General features: G+C 68.9%; 14 protein-coding genes, 2 tRNA genes and 1 pseudogene. 8 read left to right on the top strand and 9 right to left on the bottom strand.

Annotation, left to right across the window (positions count from 1 at the left end; all coding sequences use genetic code 11):
- Positions 1 to 33 precede the first annotated feature (33 nt).
- From ACFQ4O_RS02620 to ACFQ4O_RS02590, 7 genes and pseudogenes are all read right to left on the bottom strand, one after another.
- The gene (locus ACFQ4O_RS02620; protein WP_378774085.1) at positions 34 to 1,005 is read right to left on the bottom strand and encodes an ABC transporter substrate-binding protein; all 972 of its coding nucleotides are present in this window, start codon (positions 1,003 to 1,005) and stop codon (positions 34 to 36) included.
- The gene (locus ACFQ4O_RS02615; protein WP_378774084.1) at positions 1,002 to 1,778 is read right to left on the bottom strand and encodes an ABC transporter permease; all 777 of its coding nucleotides are present in this window, start codon (positions 1,776 to 1,778) and stop codon (positions 1,002 to 1,004) included. The genes ACFQ4O_RS02620 and ACFQ4O_RS02615 overlap by 4 nt, the downstream gene beginning before the upstream one ends.
- Positions 1,775 to 2,638, bottom strand: a complete 864-nt coding sequence (locus ACFQ4O_RS02610; protein WP_378774083.1) for an ABC transporter ATP-binding protein — start codon at positions 2,636 to 2,638, stop codon at positions 1,775 to 1,777. The genes ACFQ4O_RS02615 and ACFQ4O_RS02610 overlap by 4 nt, the downstream gene beginning before the upstream one ends.
- Before the next feature lie 314 nt (positions 2,639 to 2,952).
- Positions 2,953 to 3,448: pseudogene (locus ACFQ4O_RS02605) on the bottom strand (IS3 family transposase); the annotation flags it as partial.
- A 172-nt stretch (positions 3,449 to 3,620) separates the two neighbouring features.
- Positions 3,621 to 3,696 (bottom strand) — tRNA-Ala (locus tag ACFQ4O_RS02600).
- 164 nt (positions 3,697 to 3,860) lie between these two features.
- Positions 3,861 to 3,936: transfer RNA gene (locus ACFQ4O_RS02595), tRNA-Ala, on the bottom strand.
- Between the two features lie 162 nt (positions 3,937 to 4,098).
- The gene (locus ACFQ4O_RS02590) at positions 4,099 to 4,500 is read right to left on the bottom strand and encodes a TIGR02300 family protein (RefSeq protein WP_378774111.1); all 402 of its coding nucleotides are present in this window, start codon (positions 4,498 to 4,500) and stop codon (positions 4,099 to 4,101) included.
- A gap of 169 nt (positions 4,501 to 4,669) precedes the next feature.
- On the opposite strand from ACFQ4O_RS02590, the gene aroA reads away from it, so the two are divergent.
- The 6 genes from aroA to ACFQ4O_RS02560 all read left to right on the top strand — a co-directional run bounded on the left by aroA (position 4,670) and on the right by ACFQ4O_RS02560 (position 10,483).
- Positions 4,670 to 6,019 carry a 3-phosphoshikimate 1-carboxyvinyltransferase gene (aroA, locus tag ACFQ4O_RS02585; RefSeq protein WP_378774082.1) on the top strand — a complete coding sequence of 450 codons (1,350 nt, stop codon included), beginning with the start codon at positions 4,670 to 4,672 and terminating at the stop codon, positions 6,017 to 6,019.
- A complete protein-coding gene (locus tag ACFQ4O_RS02580) occupies positions 6,016 to 6,648 on the top strand; it encodes a (d)CMP kinase (RefSeq protein ID WP_378774081.1) in 633 nt (210 codons plus the stop codon). Before aroA ends, ACFQ4O_RS02580 begins: the two co-directional genes overlap by 4 nt.
- Before the next feature lie 323 nt (positions 6,649 to 6,971).
- Positions 6,972 to 8,678 carry a 30S ribosomal protein S1 gene (rpsA, locus tag ACFQ4O_RS02575; protein WP_378774080.1) on the top strand — a complete coding sequence of 569 codons (1,707 nt, stop codon included), beginning with the start codon at positions 6,972 to 6,974 and terminating at the stop codon, positions 8,676 to 8,678.
- 136 nt (positions 8,679 to 8,814) lie between these two features.
- Positions 8,815 to 9,777: a signal peptide peptidase SppA gene (sppA, locus tag ACFQ4O_RS02570; protein ID WP_378774079.1), complete on the top strand. Its 963-nt coding sequence runs from the start codon at positions 8,815 to 8,817 to the stop codon at positions 9,775 to 9,777.
- A 50-nt stretch (positions 9,778 to 9,827) separates the two neighbouring features.
- Positions 9,828 to 10,139, top strand: coding sequence for an integration host factor subunit beta (locus ACFQ4O_RS02565; RefSeq protein ID WP_271203657.1), 312 nt, complete (start codon positions 9,828 to 9,830; stop codon positions 10,137 to 10,139).
- On the top strand, positions 10,136 to 10,483 hold the full coding sequence (locus ACFQ4O_RS02560) for a LapA family protein (RefSeq protein ID WP_378774078.1): 348 nt from the start codon (positions 10,136 to 10,138) through the stop codon (positions 10,481 to 10,483). Before ACFQ4O_RS02565 ends, ACFQ4O_RS02560 begins: the two co-directional genes overlap by 4 nt.
- A gap of 582 nt (positions 10,484 to 11,065) precedes the next feature.
- Here the strand turns inward: ACFQ4O_RS02560 and ACFQ4O_RS02555 are convergent.
- Positions 11,066 to 11,764: a hypothetical protein gene (locus ACFQ4O_RS02555; RefSeq protein WP_378774077.1), complete on the bottom strand. Its 699-nt coding sequence runs from the start codon at positions 11,762 to 11,764 to the stop codon at positions 11,066 to 11,068.
- Positions 11,765 to 12,116: 352 nt separating this feature from the next.
- Between ACFQ4O_RS02555 and rplM the strand changes: the two genes are divergently transcribed.
- On the top strand, positions 12,117 to 12,596 hold the full coding sequence (gene rplM / locus ACFQ4O_RS02550; RefSeq protein ID WP_378774076.1) for a 50S ribosomal protein L13: 480 nt from the start codon (positions 12,117 to 12,119) through the stop codon (positions 12,594 to 12,596).
- A gap of 2 nt (positions 12,597 to 12,598) precedes the next feature.
- The gene (gene rpsI, locus ACFQ4O_RS02545) at positions 12,599 to 13,075 is read left to right on the top strand and encodes a 30S ribosomal protein S9 (protein WP_378774075.1); all 477 of its coding nucleotides are present in this window, start codon (positions 12,599 to 12,601) and stop codon (positions 13,073 to 13,075) included.
- Positions 13,076 to 13,183: 108 nt separating this feature from the next.
- On the opposite strand, the gene ACFQ4O_RS02540 is transcribed toward rpsI, so the two are convergent.
- A partial coding sequence (locus ACFQ4O_RS02540) for a hypothetical protein (protein ID WP_378774074.1) occupies positions 13,184 to 14,257 on the bottom strand: 1,074 nt, incomplete at its 5' end.

The following is a 14,257-nucleotide window of genomic DNA, read 5'->3' as shown; positions in this document are numbered from 1 at the left end:
TCCCGGATGATCCCGGCCGCGCCGCAGAGGCGGTTACTGGAACAGCCGACTCGTATCGGCCTTGGCCCGGATCAGGCCGTTCTCAAAGGCGGCGGCGGCCCGGATCTCGATGGCGGTCCGCTCGGCCGGCGTGACGGCGACGTTGATGTCCTCGACCGTCTTGGCGTCGTAGTTCGGATCTTCCTTCGAGACCTCGCTCACCACGGATGCGGGAACGCGAAGCGCTTCGCCGAACCAGCCGGCGGCCTGCTCGCGATTTTGGCCGATGTAGAAGATCGAGTCGCGAAGCGCCGTCAGGTACTTCCCCACCGTCTCCGGGTTCCTGGCGAGATAGTCGGCCTTCACGATGCCGACGAACTTGATCGGCCAGGTGTGGACCACGCGGGCGCCGGTCTGCTGCTGCAGCCGGAAGACCTGCGGCTGCCGGATCACCACGGCGTCCACGGACGCGTTGGAGAGCGCGGCCGCGAGTTCGCTCGGCGCGATGTTGACGAGCGAGACCTTGCCTTCCAGCTTCTCTTCCTTGAGCCAGATCAGCGTGTCGAGGTGGCTGTCGGAGTTGAACGACACGCCGAGCTTTCGGCCCGACACGTCGGGGGCGCTTTTGATGGGGCTGTCTTTCGCCGTGACAAGCGAATGGCTCGACTGGCCAAGGATGGAGACGATCTTGACGTCGCCCGGCAGCTTCGAGGTATAGGCCGCCACAGGAAGGACGCTCGTGACGACCGCGTCGATCGACCCGGCGGCGAGTGCCTCCATCATGGGCGGGCCGTACTGGAACGGCGTGAAGGTGGCGTCGAGACCTACCTTCTTGGCGATCCCGGCCTTCTCCATCGTCACGACGATCTGGCCGTTCATGCCGCTGGGATAGGCGATCCGGATCTGGTTGGTTTCGGCGCCGGCGCCGCCGGCGGCGGTCAGGGCGAACGCGAGGGCGATGAGGCGGGCGCCCCGGAAGAGACGTGATGTGCGCATGGCGAGGCTCGTGGACGTGTGGAGGGTCATACGTTTTTCCAAGGCACGAGCACGCGGCGCTCGATGGCCTCGAGAAGCAGGGACATGGCGGCGCCAAGCAGGCCGATGACGCACATGCCGACCAGGACGTAGCCGGTCTCCAGCGCCAGCCGGTTCGCCTGGATCATGTAGCCAAGGCCGGAATGGGCGGCGATCAGTTCGGCCGTGACGACCGCCATCCACGACTGTCCGAGCCCGATGCGGAGCCCGGTGGCGATCATCGGCATCGCCGACGGCAGGTAGATCCGCAGCAGAAGATGGCGCCCCCGGCCGCCGAGCGTGCGCGCGGCGTGCACGTGCTGCGGCAGGACGGATGCGCCTCCGGCGTAGGAATTGATGAAGATCGGGAAGAAGGCTGCGAGCGCCGTGATGAACAGGCTCGGCGGGTCGCCCACGCCGAACCAGAGGATCGCGATCGGGATCCACGCGATCGGCGGTATCGGCCGCAGAAAGAGCACGATGGGCGACAACAGCAGGCTGAGGGGACGGAACGACGCCATGGTCAGCGCGAGCGGCACGGCGATCGACGCGGCGATCGCAAACCCGCCGACGACGCGCTTGAGCGACGCGGCGACGTCGGCCAGCAACGTTCCGTCCGCCAGCAGCGCGGCGAAGCCGACCGCGACCTCGCTCGGCGGCGGCAGCAGCACGGCGTTGCCCAGGCCGACCGACGCCACGCTCCAGAGCGCTACGAACAGCGCGACGCCCGCAGCCGACCAAGCCAGGCGCGCGACGAGGTCCCGGGATCGAGCGAAGCCGCTCATGACCCCGACGCGCCGCCTGCGCGGAACACCTTCAGGGTTTCCTCCCGGATGAGGCCGAAGATTCTCTGTCTGATCCTGCGAAACGCCTCAGATCCGATGACCTCGGGACCGCGTGGACGCGGGATGTCGACGACGATCTCCTGCCGGATGCCGCCCGGCGAGGTCTTCATGACGAGGATCCTGTCCGACAGGAAGATCGCCTCGTCGATGTCGTGGGTGACGAAGACGATCGTCGAGTGGAACTCGGACCAGAGCTTGAGCAGTTCCTCCTGCATGATGGAGCGCGTCTGGGCGTCGAGCGCTCCGAACGGCTCGTCCATCAGGAGAACGGGAGGATTGACCGCGAGCGCGCGGGCGATGCCGACCCGCTGCTTCATCCCGCCTGAAAGGCTTTCTGGCCAGGCCGCCTCGTAGCCTTCCAGGCCGACTGTCCTGAGGAGCTTGCGGGCGGCGCCGAGAGGATCGGCGAAGCCGAGCATTTGCGGCCCGAAGGCCACGTTCTCCAGCACGGTCATCCACGGAAACAGCGAATGCTGCTGAAAGACGACGCCGCACTTGGGCTGCGGCCGGGAGACGGCGACGCCGTCGATGGCGACGGAGCCGCCGGTTGGCTGAACGATCCCCGCGATGACGTTCAGCAGCGTCGACTTTCCGCATCCCGAGGGACCAAGCAGGGCTACGAATTCGCCCCCGCCCACCGCGAATGAGACATTTTCCAGAGCCGTGTTCCGCCCCGCGCGGCTCTTGAAGGCGACCGTCAGATCTGTCCCGGCGATGCGCCCGCTCCCGCGATCCTCAGTGACGGGGAGCTCGGAGAGAGGAGCCGCCGATGATGGCGTTGGGGCTGGCAGGGCGTTCATGATCGCTCGTCACGCGACGTGTCGTCGCTCTGAGCTCACTCTTAGAGACGCAGCCGATCCCGATAAACCTATTTCGTCCATAGAATGACAATAAATTGCCTTCGGACGCCCGGCGTTCCGTGGTCATGGCCGGCCCCCATCGAGCGGTCCGGTATCAATGTTGGTTCATGACCGACGCTGACGCGACAGCTGGAGTGGCTGGCGGAGCTGGTCGGGGTTGCGCAGCCGGCCACAGCGCGACCTCGGGCGCAGGCGTCCTTTAGCCGAGCGCCGAGTGTGGGCTTACGGCGTTGTAGTGCCGCCGCCAGCCTTCGATCGTCGATCACGGTGGACATCCTGAACTTGCGGCCGTCGTGCGTGCGATCCTCGAACGTCGTAGGATCAGACGTGATTGGGTCGCTCCGGACGAAGCCGGACGCACGAGCCGTCGTTGAGCCACAGTCTCCCGCGCCTGGGCTGCTTCGCCGGGGCCTTCAGCCCCTCCCGTCGCCAAATCCGTTCGACGCGGGTCAGGTTCACGCTCCAGCCGGCGAAGCGCAGCAGAGCCGCAATCCGCCGGTAGCCGTAGCGGCTCTACTGGACGGCGAGCGTCACGATGTCAGCGGTAAACGCGGCCTCGTCTTCGGGCCGTCTTGGGACCTTCCGCGTCGCCCTTCAGGCCGCCATACTCGGTGCGCCAGCGGTAGACGTGACTTCAATCACGCCGATCGAACGGATCGCCTCAGCGACCGGACGACCCTGCGCCGTCAGAACCTCGACCTGCCGCAGCTTCGCGACGATCTCTTCAGGCGCGCGCCTCCTCCTCGGCATCAAACAGTCCTCCACTGGCCAAAAGCCGTACAGCAGGGAGGACCCCTTCTCAGGGGGCGCCAGTGTTCGACGCGGGCGAGAGACGAAAAGGTCGGGCCACCCGTCCGCTAAGTCGCGGGAAAGACAGGACAACTTGCCCAGCCTGAAAATTTCGGAGTTCGCAGGGAGTGTTTGGTGGAGCCAGGCGGAATCGAACCGCCGACCTCTTGAATGCCATTCAAGCGCTCTCCCAACTGAGCTATGGCCCCACCGGGGTGCGGTCCGCTGCGGCGTTGGGATTTAAGCCGCGGACCGGACGTAGAACTCGCAGTCGGCTCCGTTGCCGCCGGGTGTCGGCGAAGTCGGAGCCGCAAGCGTGAACCTTAGCGGTCCCCGCCTCAAGTCAGCCTCTTGCGAGGGCGTGACGGAAAAGTGGTGGAGCCAGGCGGAATCGAACCGCCGACCTCTTGAATGCCATTCAAGCGCTCTCCCAACTGAGCTATGGCCCCACCGGGGTGCGGTCCGCTGCGGCGTTGGGATTGAGCCGCGGACCGGACAGTCAGTGCGTCCCGCCGAAACGGGAAGCGCCTCGCCTGGGCTTTAAGGCCGGCGAGGCCGCCGCCCCATGTGGACCGGGGCGGCGCTCCTAGAACCACGATTCGATGCGCGGTTCAAGCCTCTTCGTCTTTTTCCCGATCGCCGATGATTTCCGTCACGTCGTCGTCGGAATCCTCGTCGGCCTCGAGGAAAGCTTCGGCGTCGTCGTCACCGTCGACGTCCACGTCGTCCGCGTCGTCGTCGGCGCTCTCCTTGCCGCTGGAGGTCTCCGCGTCGGCGTCCTCGAGCGAGATGGTGTCGACGTCCTCGGCGACCTCCTCGTCGTCGTCCGCGTCGGCGCGTTCGGCCGCCTTGTCGGCGACGGCGCGCAGCTTCTTCGAGGTGATCGGCTCGAAGGCGCTCGCCGGGTAGGCGACGCCGGTGTAGGGCGAGACGATCGGGTCGCGGTTAAGGTCGTAAAACTTGCGCCCGGTTTCGGGGCACACGCGCTTAACGCCGAGTTCAGGCTTGGCCAAGGCGTTCATCCTGCAGTGGTCGAGAAAACGAGCCGGTGGATTGACGCGGGCGGGCAGGGCTGTCAAGAGCCAAACGCCCGTCCGGGCCGCCGCGGCGGCTGCGGAGACATGCGCGATCCGTCGCGCCCGGCCGTCGTTTTCGCGCCATCTGGGGGAGCCTGTCGCGTCCGTGTCCTCGGTTTCCGAACCCCTCGTCGCCGTCGCCCGCCGCTCTGGTCCGCTGAAGGGCCGCCTGCGCGCGCCGGGCGACAAATCCATGTCCCACCGGGCGCTGATCTTCGGCCTGCTGGCGGTGGGCGAGACCCGAATCGAGGGCCTGCTGGAGGGCGAGGACGTGCTCGCGACCGCCCGCGCCTGCGCGGCGCTGGGCGCCGAGGTGGAGCGTCTCGGCGAGGGCAGCTGGCGGGTGCGCGGCGTCGGCGTGGGCGGGCTGCGCAGCCCGGACGCGCCGCTCGATTTTGGCAACGCCGGCACGGGCTCGCGCCTGATGATGGGCGTGGTCGGCGGCCATCCGATCTCCGCCACTTTCGACGGCGACGCCTCGCTGCGCTCCCGCCCCATGCGCCGCATCCTCGATCCGCTGGCGCTGATGGGCGCCGAGGTGACGGCGAGCGCCGAGGGCGGCCGGCTGCCGCTGACGCTGAAAGGGCCTGAAACCGCGCTACCGATCACCTATGAGACGCCGATGCCCTCGGCGCAGGTGAAGTCGGCGGTGCTGCTCGCCGGTCTCAACGCGCCGGGCGTCACCACCGTGATCGAGCGCGAGGCGACCCGCGACCACACCGAACGCATGCTGCGCGCCTTCGGCGCCGAGGTGACGGTGGAGCCGCATGGCGCCCATGGCCGGCTCATCCGTCTCGTGGGCCAGCCCGAACTGAAGCCCGCGGAGGTGCGCGTGCCGGCGGACCCGTCCTCGGCCGCGTTCCCGCTGGTGGCGGCGCTGATCGCGCCGGGCTCCAAGGTGACGCTCGAAGGGGTGATGACCAATCCGCTGCGCACCGGGCTGATGCTCACGCTGACGGAGATGGGCGCGGACATCACGGCCGAGAACCTGCGTGAGGAGGGCGGCGAGGAGGTCGCCGATCTCGTGGTCCGCGCCGGGCCGCTCAAGGGCGTGGACGTGCCGCCCGAGCGCGCGCCGACCATGATCGACGAATATCCGATCCTCGCGGTCGCGGCCGCCTTCGCGGAAGGCGAGACCCGCATGCGGGGCCTGCACGAACTGACGGTGAAGGAGAGCGACCGCCTCGCCGCCGTGCACGCCGGGCTCGTCGCCAACGGCGTCGACGCCCGCATCGAGGGCGACGATCTGATCGTGCGGGGCCAGGCGCGGGCGCCCGGGGGCGGCGCGCCGGTGCGCACCCATCTCGACCACCGCATCGCCATGAGCTTCCTCGTCATGGGGCTCGGCGCCGACGCGCCGGTGACGGTGGACGACGCCACCATGATCGCCACCAGCTTCCCCACCTTCCTGCCCCTGATGACCGGCCTCGGCGCCGAGATGGAGACCAAGGCGTGATCATCGCGATCGACGGACCGGCGGCGTCGGGCAAGGGCACGCTCGCGCGGCGCATCGCGGCCGCCTACGGCCTGCCGCATCTGGATTCGGGGCTGCTCTACCGGGCGGTGGCGTGGTCGCTGATCGCCCGCGGCGTGGCGCTCGAGGACGCAGGCCAGGCGGAGGCCGCGGCCCGCGGGCTCGACGCGGCGGCGCTCGGCGATCCGGCGCTGCGCAGCGAAGCGGCGGGGGCGGGGGCCTCGGTGGTCTCGGCCTATCCGCCGGTCCGGGCCGCGCTGCTCGACTTCCAGCGCCAGTTCGCGGCGACGCCTCCCGGCGCCGTCATCGACGGCCGCGACATCGGCACGGTCATCTGCCCGCAGGCGGAGGTGAAGATCTTCGTCACCGCCTCGCCGGAGGAGCGCGCCCGGCGCCGAACGCGCGAGCTGCTGGGTCGCGGCGAGGCCGTGGACGAGGCCGCGATCCTCGCCGACATCCGCGCCCGCGACGAGCGCGACATGAACCGTTCGGCCGCGCCCCTGAAGCCCGCGGCCGACGCCGCGCTGCTCGACACCACCGCGCTCGACGCGGACGCCGCCTTCGCCGCCGCGGCCGCCATCGTGGACGCCCGCGCGCTCAAGACGGTTTGAGCGCGCCGGCGATTGCGCCCAAGGCCTTGATCTGCTAACCACCGCCGCACTCCGGTCCGGGGCGTGTTCGTCGCCGGGACCTGCCGGCTTCGCCCGCGCTTCATGTGGGCGGCCGTGCGCGCCCGCATGAGGCGTGTCGCAGGTCCCCGTGGGCGTCTTCCCCGAACGGATGAAGCTTCCGCGGTCGCGGCGTCCAGGCGCCGGCCCGTCGTTCGCGCCTCTCAGGGGCCGGACGGCGCGCAACCGACCCGCCGCCGCGCGGCGCTTCTCGACCCACACCAACGCCGGCGCTTAGAACGCCCGAAGATCGGGCAGGAGATTTCATGAACGCCACTGCCGCCGCCCCCTCGCGCGATGATTTCGCCGCGCTGCTCGAAGAGTCATTTGCGACCGCCGACGTCGCCGAAGGCTCCGTTGTCAAGGGCACCGTCACCGCGATCGAGAAGGACATGGCCGTCATCGACGTCGGCCTGAAGACCGAGGGTCGCGTCGCCGTCAAGGAATTCACCGGCCACGGCCGCGACAACCCGCTGAAGGTCGGCGACGTGGTCGAGGTCTATCTCGAGCGCGTCGAGAACGCGCTGGGCGAGGCCGTGCTGTCGCGCGACAAGGCGCGCCGCGAGGAGAGCTGGGTCAAGCTCGAGCAGGCCTTCAACGACAACCAGAAGGTCGAAGGCGTCATCTTCAACCAGGTCAAGGGCGGCTTCACCGTCGACCTGGAGGGCGCGACCGCCTTCCTGCCGCGCAGCCAGGTGGACATCCGTCCGGTGCGCGACGTCGGCCCGCTCATGGGCACGCCGCAGCCGTTCCAGATCCTCAAGATGGATCGCCGCCGCGGCAACATCGTCGTGTCGCGCCGCACCGTGCTTGAAGAGTCCCGCGCCGAGATGCGCCAGGAGCTGGTCCAGAACCTCGAAGAGGGCCAGGTCATCGAGGGCGTCGTCAAGAACATCACCGACTACGGCGCGTTCGTGGACCTCGGCGGCATCGACGGCCTGCTGCACGTCACCGACATCGCGTGGCGCCGCGTGAACCACCCGACCGAGCTGCTCCAGATCGGGCAGCAGGTGAAGGTGAAGATCATCAAGATCAACCACGAGACCCACCGCATCTCGCTCGGCATGAAGCAGCTGCTCGCCGATCCGTGGCAGGGCATCGAGGCCAAGTATCCGGCGGGCGTGAAGTTCACCGGCCGCGTGACCAACATCACCGACTACGGCGCCTTCGTGGAGCTGGAGCCGGGCATCGAGGGTCTGATCCACGTCTCCGAGATGTCGTGGACCAAGAAGAACGTGCACCCGGGCAAGATCGTCGCCACCTCCCAGGAGGTCGAGGTGATGGTGCTCGAGGTCGATCCGGTGAAGCGCCGCATCTCGCTCGGCCTGAAGCAGACCATGCAGAACCCGTGGGAAGCCTTCATCGAGAAGTATCCGGTGGGCTCCGAGGTCGAGGGCGAGGTCAAGAACAAGACCGAGTTCGGCCTGTTCCTGGGCCTCGACGGCGACGTGGACGGCATGGTCCACCTGTCCGATCTCGACTGGAACCGTCCGGGCGAGCAGGTCATCGAGGAGTTCAAGAAGGGCGACATCGTTCGCGCCCAGGTCCTCGACGTGGACGTGGAGAAGGAGCGCATCTCGCTCGGCGTGAAGCAGCTCGGCGGCGATCCGTTCGTGGAGACCGGCGAGATCCGCAAGAACGCCGTGGTCACCTGTGAGGTGGTCGAGGTGAAGGAAGGTGGTCTTGAGGTCCGCATTCAGGACACCGACCTGACCGCCTTCATCCGCCGCGCCGATCTGGCCCGCGAGCGCAACGACCAGCGCCCCGAGCGGTTCTCGGTCGGCGAGAAGTTCGACGCCCGCATCACCCAGTTCGACAAGAAGGCGCACAAGATCTCCGTGTCCATCAAGGCTCTGGAGATCGCGGAAGAGAAGGAGGCCGTCGCGCAGTACGGTTCGTCCGACTCCGGCGCCTCGCTCGGCGACATCCTCGGCGCCGCGCTCAAGAAGCGCTCGGAAGGCTCCGAGGACTGATCTCTCGGAAACCTTGCGCGGCCGGCGGTCTCCGCCGGTCGCGGGAGCAGCGATTTCGAAGGCCCGCGCGGGTGTTCCGCGCGGGCCTTCGTCGTGTTAGGGACGGGTCCAGCTGATCCGCATCCGGAAGACCGCCATGGCCCTCAACGCCGAAGCGATACTCGAGCGACGTTCCCTGCGGCGCCGCGTGGCGTTCTGGCGGGTGGCGGCCATCGTGCTGGTGGGCGTGGCGCTCGCCGTCGGCGCCCTTGCGAGCCGAGGCGCCGGCAAGCCCGGGCCGCGCAGCGCCCACATCGCCAGGGTCGAGCTCTCCGGCGTCATCATGGACGACGAGAAGCGCGCCAAGCTGTTCAAGAGCCTCGACAAGAGCGAGGCCAAGGGCGTGCTGCTGGTGGTGAACAGCCCCGGCGGCGGCGTCACCGCCTCCGAAGACATCTATGTCGCCGTGCGCAAGATCGCCGAGACGCGCCCCGTCGTGGCGGTGGTGCAGACGGTGGCGGCCTCCGGCGGCTACATCGCGGCGATCGCGGCCGATCACATCGTGGCGCGGCAGAACTCCATCACCGGCTCCATCGGCGTGCTGGCGCAGTATCCGAACTTCTCCGGCCTGCTCGACAAGCTCGGCGTCGAGGTGGAGTCCGTGAAGTCGTCGCCGCTGAAGGCCGCGCCGAGCGGCGTGGAGCCCACCAGCCCCGAGGCGCGCAAGGCGCTGGAGGCGCTGATCCTCGACAGCTTCGCCTGGTTCAAGGATCTGGTGTCCGAGCGCCGGAAGCTGTCCGGCCCGCAGCTCGCCGCGGTGACCGACGGCCGGGTGTTCACCGGGCGTCAGGCGATCGGGCTGAAGCTGGTGGACGAGCTCGGCGGCGAGGACGAGGCCATCGCCTGGCTCGCCACCAAAGGCGTGGACGCCGGCCTGCCGGTGCGGGAGTGGAAGCCGGAAGGCTCCGGGCTCGGCGCGCTCGGCCTCGCCCGTTCGGCGGCGGCGAGCCTCGCGGACGGCCTCGGCGCGCCGGCGCTCGGCGCCGCCCTGCGCGGCGCGGGACAGGATGGGCTCGTCCTTGACGGGCTGTTGGCCGTCTGGCAACCTGCCGCCCAATAATAATCAGATTATACCGTGACTTAAGGGCCCTCGGCCCTGCGGAGCGCCTTATGATCAAGTCCGAGCTTGTCGCGCGCATCGCCGCCGCCAACCCCCATCTCTACCAGCGGGACGTGGAGAACATCGTCAACGCGATCCTCGACGAGATCGTGGGGGCGCTGTCCCGGGGCGATCGGGTGGAGCTGCGCGGCTTCGGCGCCTTCTCGGTCAAGACGCGCCCGGCGCGCGTCGGACGGAACCCGCGCACGGGCGAGCATGTTTCGGTGGAGGGCAAGGCGGCGCCCTTCTTCAAGACGGGAAAAGAAATGCGTCTCAGGCTGAACAAGGACAATCCGGCGGCGGCTGAAGAGGCCTCGGCATGAGCTTCCGGCGGCTTCTGACCGGCCTGATCGGCCTTCCGCTCGCCCTGCTGCTGGTGCTGTTCGCGGTGGCGAATCGTGGGCCCGTGTCGGTGAACTTCGATCCGTTCTCGGCGGAGGCGCCGGCGCTGGCGTTCAGCCTGCCGCTGTTCGCCGTCATCCTGCTGTCGGTCATGCTCGGCGTGCTGGTGGGCGGCGTCGCCGCCTGGCTGCGGCAGGGCAAGTGGCGCAAGGAGGCCAAGCACCGCCGCGTCGAGGTCACCCGGCTCGAGAACGAGAACGAGCGCGCCCATCGCGACGTTGCCGTGGCCCGTGCCGCCCTCCCGTCGCCGCAGAAGGCGGCCTGACACTAGCCTGTCTGATGCTCCGCCGCGGGTCGTGCGGCGGACGGTGTTTTCGCGTCAGCGCTGAAACAGCACGTGCGGAGCGAGCCGCAGGATGGCGTTCGCCCGTCGGGGCTTTTGGGCTTCCCAATGGTTGAGGCGGGAAAACCTTGTTCCGGCCTTGAGCCGGGACCCAGACACGCCGACGTGTGGGGTTTTGAGCGACCTTGCCGTCGCGTCCTGTTCTGAGAGCTCAGAGGTTCTGGGTCCCGGCTCAAGGCCGGGACAAGAGGGGCGGAGCGTCCGGTTACTGACGGAATTGCGCGCCGCATGCGACGCGATCTCTCAAAACATTCGAACAAAGGACGCGGTGACCGCCATCTTCCCTTGTCCCGGCCTTGAGCCGGGACCCAGAGACGCCGACGTGTGGGAGTTCAAGCGGCCCGGCTGTCGCGTCCTGTTCTGAAGCGCAAACGTCTCTAGGTCCCGGCTCGAGGCCGGGACAAGAGGCGCGCTGCGTTTGGCCGTGGCGGGGCTCGCACGGTGTTTGCGACGTTGTCGCTCCGCGCGGGCGGACGGGCCTGAGGCCCGCCCCGCGCGCCGCGGTCAGTTTGCGTTCTGCTCGTCTTCGCCGAACAGCGCCTTGATCTTCTCGATGTAGGGCTTCACCACGTCCACGTTGCCGGGGATGGGCTGGAAGCTTTCGAGCGCGGCGAACTGTTCGTCCAGATCCTTCAGCGCCGCCTGCTTCTCGTCGTCGGACAGCGCGGCGTCGTTTTCGATCTCGGACTGGACCTTGCGCTTCTCCGCGGCGAGGTCGGTCTCGCCGCCCTCCGGGTCGCTGGCGCCGAAGGCCAGCAGCACCGACTGGGCGGTGTTGGCCCAGTCCGCGTAAGCCGCGAAGTTGTGCTTCTTCAGCACGGCGTCGATTTCGGCCTTGGTTTCAGGCTTGTCGAGATAAGCCGCCAGCGCGCCGACCGGATCCTCGGCCTCGCCGACTTCGGCCTCGTCGCTTTCCGGCTGGTCCTTCGGGTTGGAGTCCTGCGCCTTGGACTCCGGCTCCTGCGCCGCGAGCTTCTCGCGCAGCGTCTCGAACTCGGGCCATGCGGCGAGGAACGCCTCCACCAGCGCGGGCGTCAGCGGGATCTGCTTCGGCTCAAGCTCCACGGCGGCGGCGCCGTCGGCCGCGGACTGCTCCGCCGCAGGCGCCTGCTGCTCAAGGGCCGCCGCGGGCGCGGCGACGCCTGCGAGCAGGAGGGGGAGCAAGGCGACGCGGAGCGCGCGGCGCGGAGCGGCGATGAGCATGACGTCCTCCAGACACGTGCGCGCCTGCCCCAAGAGATGGCGCGGCGGCCTCGTTCGATTCGAGACTATGCCCGCTCGCGCGTGGCGCGGCCATGACGGAAATGCCACGGGCGCGGGGCTTCTTTCGCGCACGCGGCGCTTGTGTACGACAGCGACGGTCGATCGACGCCCGTAAGCCGAGAGATTCAGGGGCGTTGAGAGGGGTAAATTGATACCATTTTTATAAGTCGTTGTTTTCGAACGGTTTATTGTGTCATGCCGCAGTTGCTTTTTGATCGGCCGTTCGGTATCAAACCGCCGTCGCGCGGAGCCTGGCCTTCGCGCGCTTTCGTTTCCAATCGAGGTTGATCCCATGCGACCCCAACTGGCCCGCTCCTATGTGGCCAAGCCCGCCGAGGTCGAGAAGAAGTGGGTCGTGATCGATGCGAAGGGCCTGGTCGTCGGCCGTCTCGCCTCTCTGATCGCGATGCGTCTTCGCGGCAAGCACAAGCCCTCCTTTACCCCGCACGTGGACGACGGCGACAACGTCATCGTCATCAACGCGTCCCGGGTCGTGTTCACCGGCAAGAAGCGCCAGGACAAGACCTACTACTGGCACACCGGCTATCCGGGCGGCATCAAGGAGCGCAAGGCGCACCAGATTCTTGACGGCCGCTTCCCGGAGCGCGTGGTCGAGAAGGCTGTGGAGCGCATGCTCCCGCGCGGCCCGCTCGGTCGCAAGCAGCTCGGCAACCTCCGCGTCTACGGCGGCGAGAGCCACCCGCACGAGGCTCAGCAGCCGGTCGCGCTGGACGTCGTGTCCCTGAACCGCAAGAACAGCCGGAGCGCCTGATCATGGCCGAGAACCTGCAGTCCCTCGGCGATCTGGGCGGCGCGCTGACCGCGTCCTCCGAAGCCCCCAAGCACGTCAAGAAGGTCGACGCCCAGGGCCGCGCCTACGCGACCGGCAAGCGTAAGGACGCCGTCGCCCGCGTCTGGATCCGTCCGGGCTCCGGCAAGGTCACCGTCAACAAGCGTCCGCTCGAGGTCTATTTCGCGCGCCCGGTGCTGCGCATGATCCTCGAGCAGCCGCTCGGCGTCGCCAACCGCAAGGACCAGTACGACATCACCGTCACCGTCGCCGGCGGCGGCCTGTCGGGTCAGGCGGGCGCGGTGCGTCACGGCCTCTCCAAGGCTCTGACCTATTACGAGCCGGAGCTGCGCGGCGTCCTCAAGAAGGGCGGCTTCCTCACCCGCGACAGCCGCGTGGTCGAGCGCAAGAAGTACGGCCGCGCCAAGGCGCGTCGGAGCTTCCAGTTCTCCAAGCGCTGATCGGCGGACCCTTCGGGTCCACGGTTTACGGAAAAGGCCGCCTTTCGGGGCGGCCTTTTTTTTATGCGCGACGGCGGGGACGGCGGCCAAGGGGCTTCTGCCGGGCCGTCAGCCGTCCGCGGCCTGGATCTCCACGGTCGCGTCGAAGCCGGCGCGCACCTCGAAGGTCTTCTGCAGCGTGTGGCCGTAGCGGCGGACGATGGCGGTGTATTCGCCCTCCGACAGCACGATCGGCGGCAGCTGGCCGATCGATTCCCGGATCACGTCGCCGCCCGGCGTCAGGATGGTCCACGACGTGTCGGACAGCTCCGGCCCGCCGGGCGCGTCCACCAGCTTCAGCGTCATGCGCGCGGCCTTGTGGTGCAGCTGCGCCTCGACGAACTTGCCCGCCGGCACGTCCAGATCCACCTCCACGATGGCGTTGGCGTCGCCGTAGGACGAGACCACGTGATAGGCGCCCGCGGGCAGGCGCAGAACCTCGCCGGGGGGCGCCTTGTCGGTCACGGTGCGCGTCACGCCGCCTTCGTCGCGGGTGAGCGTGAAGGTGATGCGGTCGGCCGGGATCTTCACGTCGCCCACGAGCGCGGTCAGCCGCACCGCGCCGGCCGGCATGACGACGGTCTCCTCGCGGCCTGCGCGCGGCCCCACCACCACGTAGCGGGCGGTGCTCACCAGCCCGTAGACCGCGTGAACGATGTAGCCGCCGGGATCGAGATCGAACCGCGGCGCGGCGGCGGAGGATTCGGCCACCAGCATGTGCTCGCCATTGGCGTCCGGCCGGTCGGTGAACACCCGCCACTTCAGCCCGTTCGGAATGCGGCCGCCCTTGGCGTCGAAGGCGGCGCGGAGCGCGAGCGTCTGCTTGAGGATCGGCGCGGCCGTGGCGGGGGGCAGCGTCGCGACGCCGGACGGCGCGGCGGGCGCCATGGGGGAAGCGGGCGCGCCGGTCTTCGGCTGGGGCGCGATCTTGGGAAGGTTCAGCCCGCCGAGCGGGTCCTGCGCGTTGGGGCGCAGGCTGCGGCCGCCGAGCGGGGGAGGGGCCAGCTGCGGCCGGGGCGACAGCAGGTCCGGCGCCTTGGTGGCCTCGGGGCCGATCAGGTTCATGCGGCCGGTGAAGCTGCCGCCGTAGCTGAAGCCGCGCTCGCGACCATCGGCCGGGCCGCGCTCCGGGCGGACGCCGCC

Source organism: Methylopila musalis, from assembly GCF_042679725.1.
GTDB lineage: Bacteria > Pseudomonadota > Alphaproteobacteria > Rhizobiales > Methylopilaceae > Methylopila > Methylopila musalis.
This window is presented reverse-complemented; position numbering and strand designations above follow the sequence as displayed.

Excerpts from the sequence above, each read along its gene's own strand:
- ACFQ4O_RS02620 (WP_378774085.1), bottom strand. The coding sequence starts at position 1,005 with ATGACCCTCCACACGTCCACGAGCCTCGCCATGCGCACATCACGTCTC.
- ACFQ4O_RS02615 (WP_378774084.1), bottom strand. The coding sequence starts at position 1,778 with ATGAGCGGCTTCGCTCGATCCCGGGACCTCGTCGCGCGCCTGGCTTGG.
- ACFQ4O_RS02610 (WP_378774083.1), bottom strand. The coding sequence starts at position 2,638 with ATGAACGCCCTGCCAGCCCCAACGCCATCATCGGCGGCTCCTCTCTCC.
- rpsA (WP_378774080.1), top strand. The coding sequence starts at position 6,972 with ATGAACGCCACTGCCGCCGCCCCCTCGCGCGATGATTTCGCCGCGCTG.
- sppA (WP_378774079.1), top strand. The coding sequence starts at position 8,815 with ATGGCCCTCAACGCCGAAGCGATACTCGAGCGACGTTCCCTGCGGCGC.
- ACFQ4O_RS02565 (WP_271203657.1), top strand. The coding sequence starts at position 9,828 with ATGATCAAGTCCGAGCTTGTCGCGCGCATCGCCGCCGCCAACCCCCAT.
- ACFQ4O_RS02560 (WP_378774078.1), top strand. The coding sequence starts at position 10,136 with ATGAGCTTCCGGCGGCTTCTGACCGGCCTGATCGGCCTTCCGCTCGCC.
- ACFQ4O_RS02555 (WP_378774077.1), bottom strand. The coding sequence starts at position 11,764 with ATGCTCATCGCCGCTCCGCGCCGCGCGCTCCGCGTCGCCTTGCTCCCC.
- rplM (WP_378774076.1), top strand. The coding sequence starts at position 12,117 with ATGCGACCCCAACTGGCCCGCTCCTATGTGGCCAAGCCCGCCGAGGTC.
- rpsI (WP_378774075.1), top strand. The coding sequence starts at position 12,599 with ATGGCCGAGAACCTGCAGTCCCTCGGCGATCTGGGCGGCGCGCTGACC.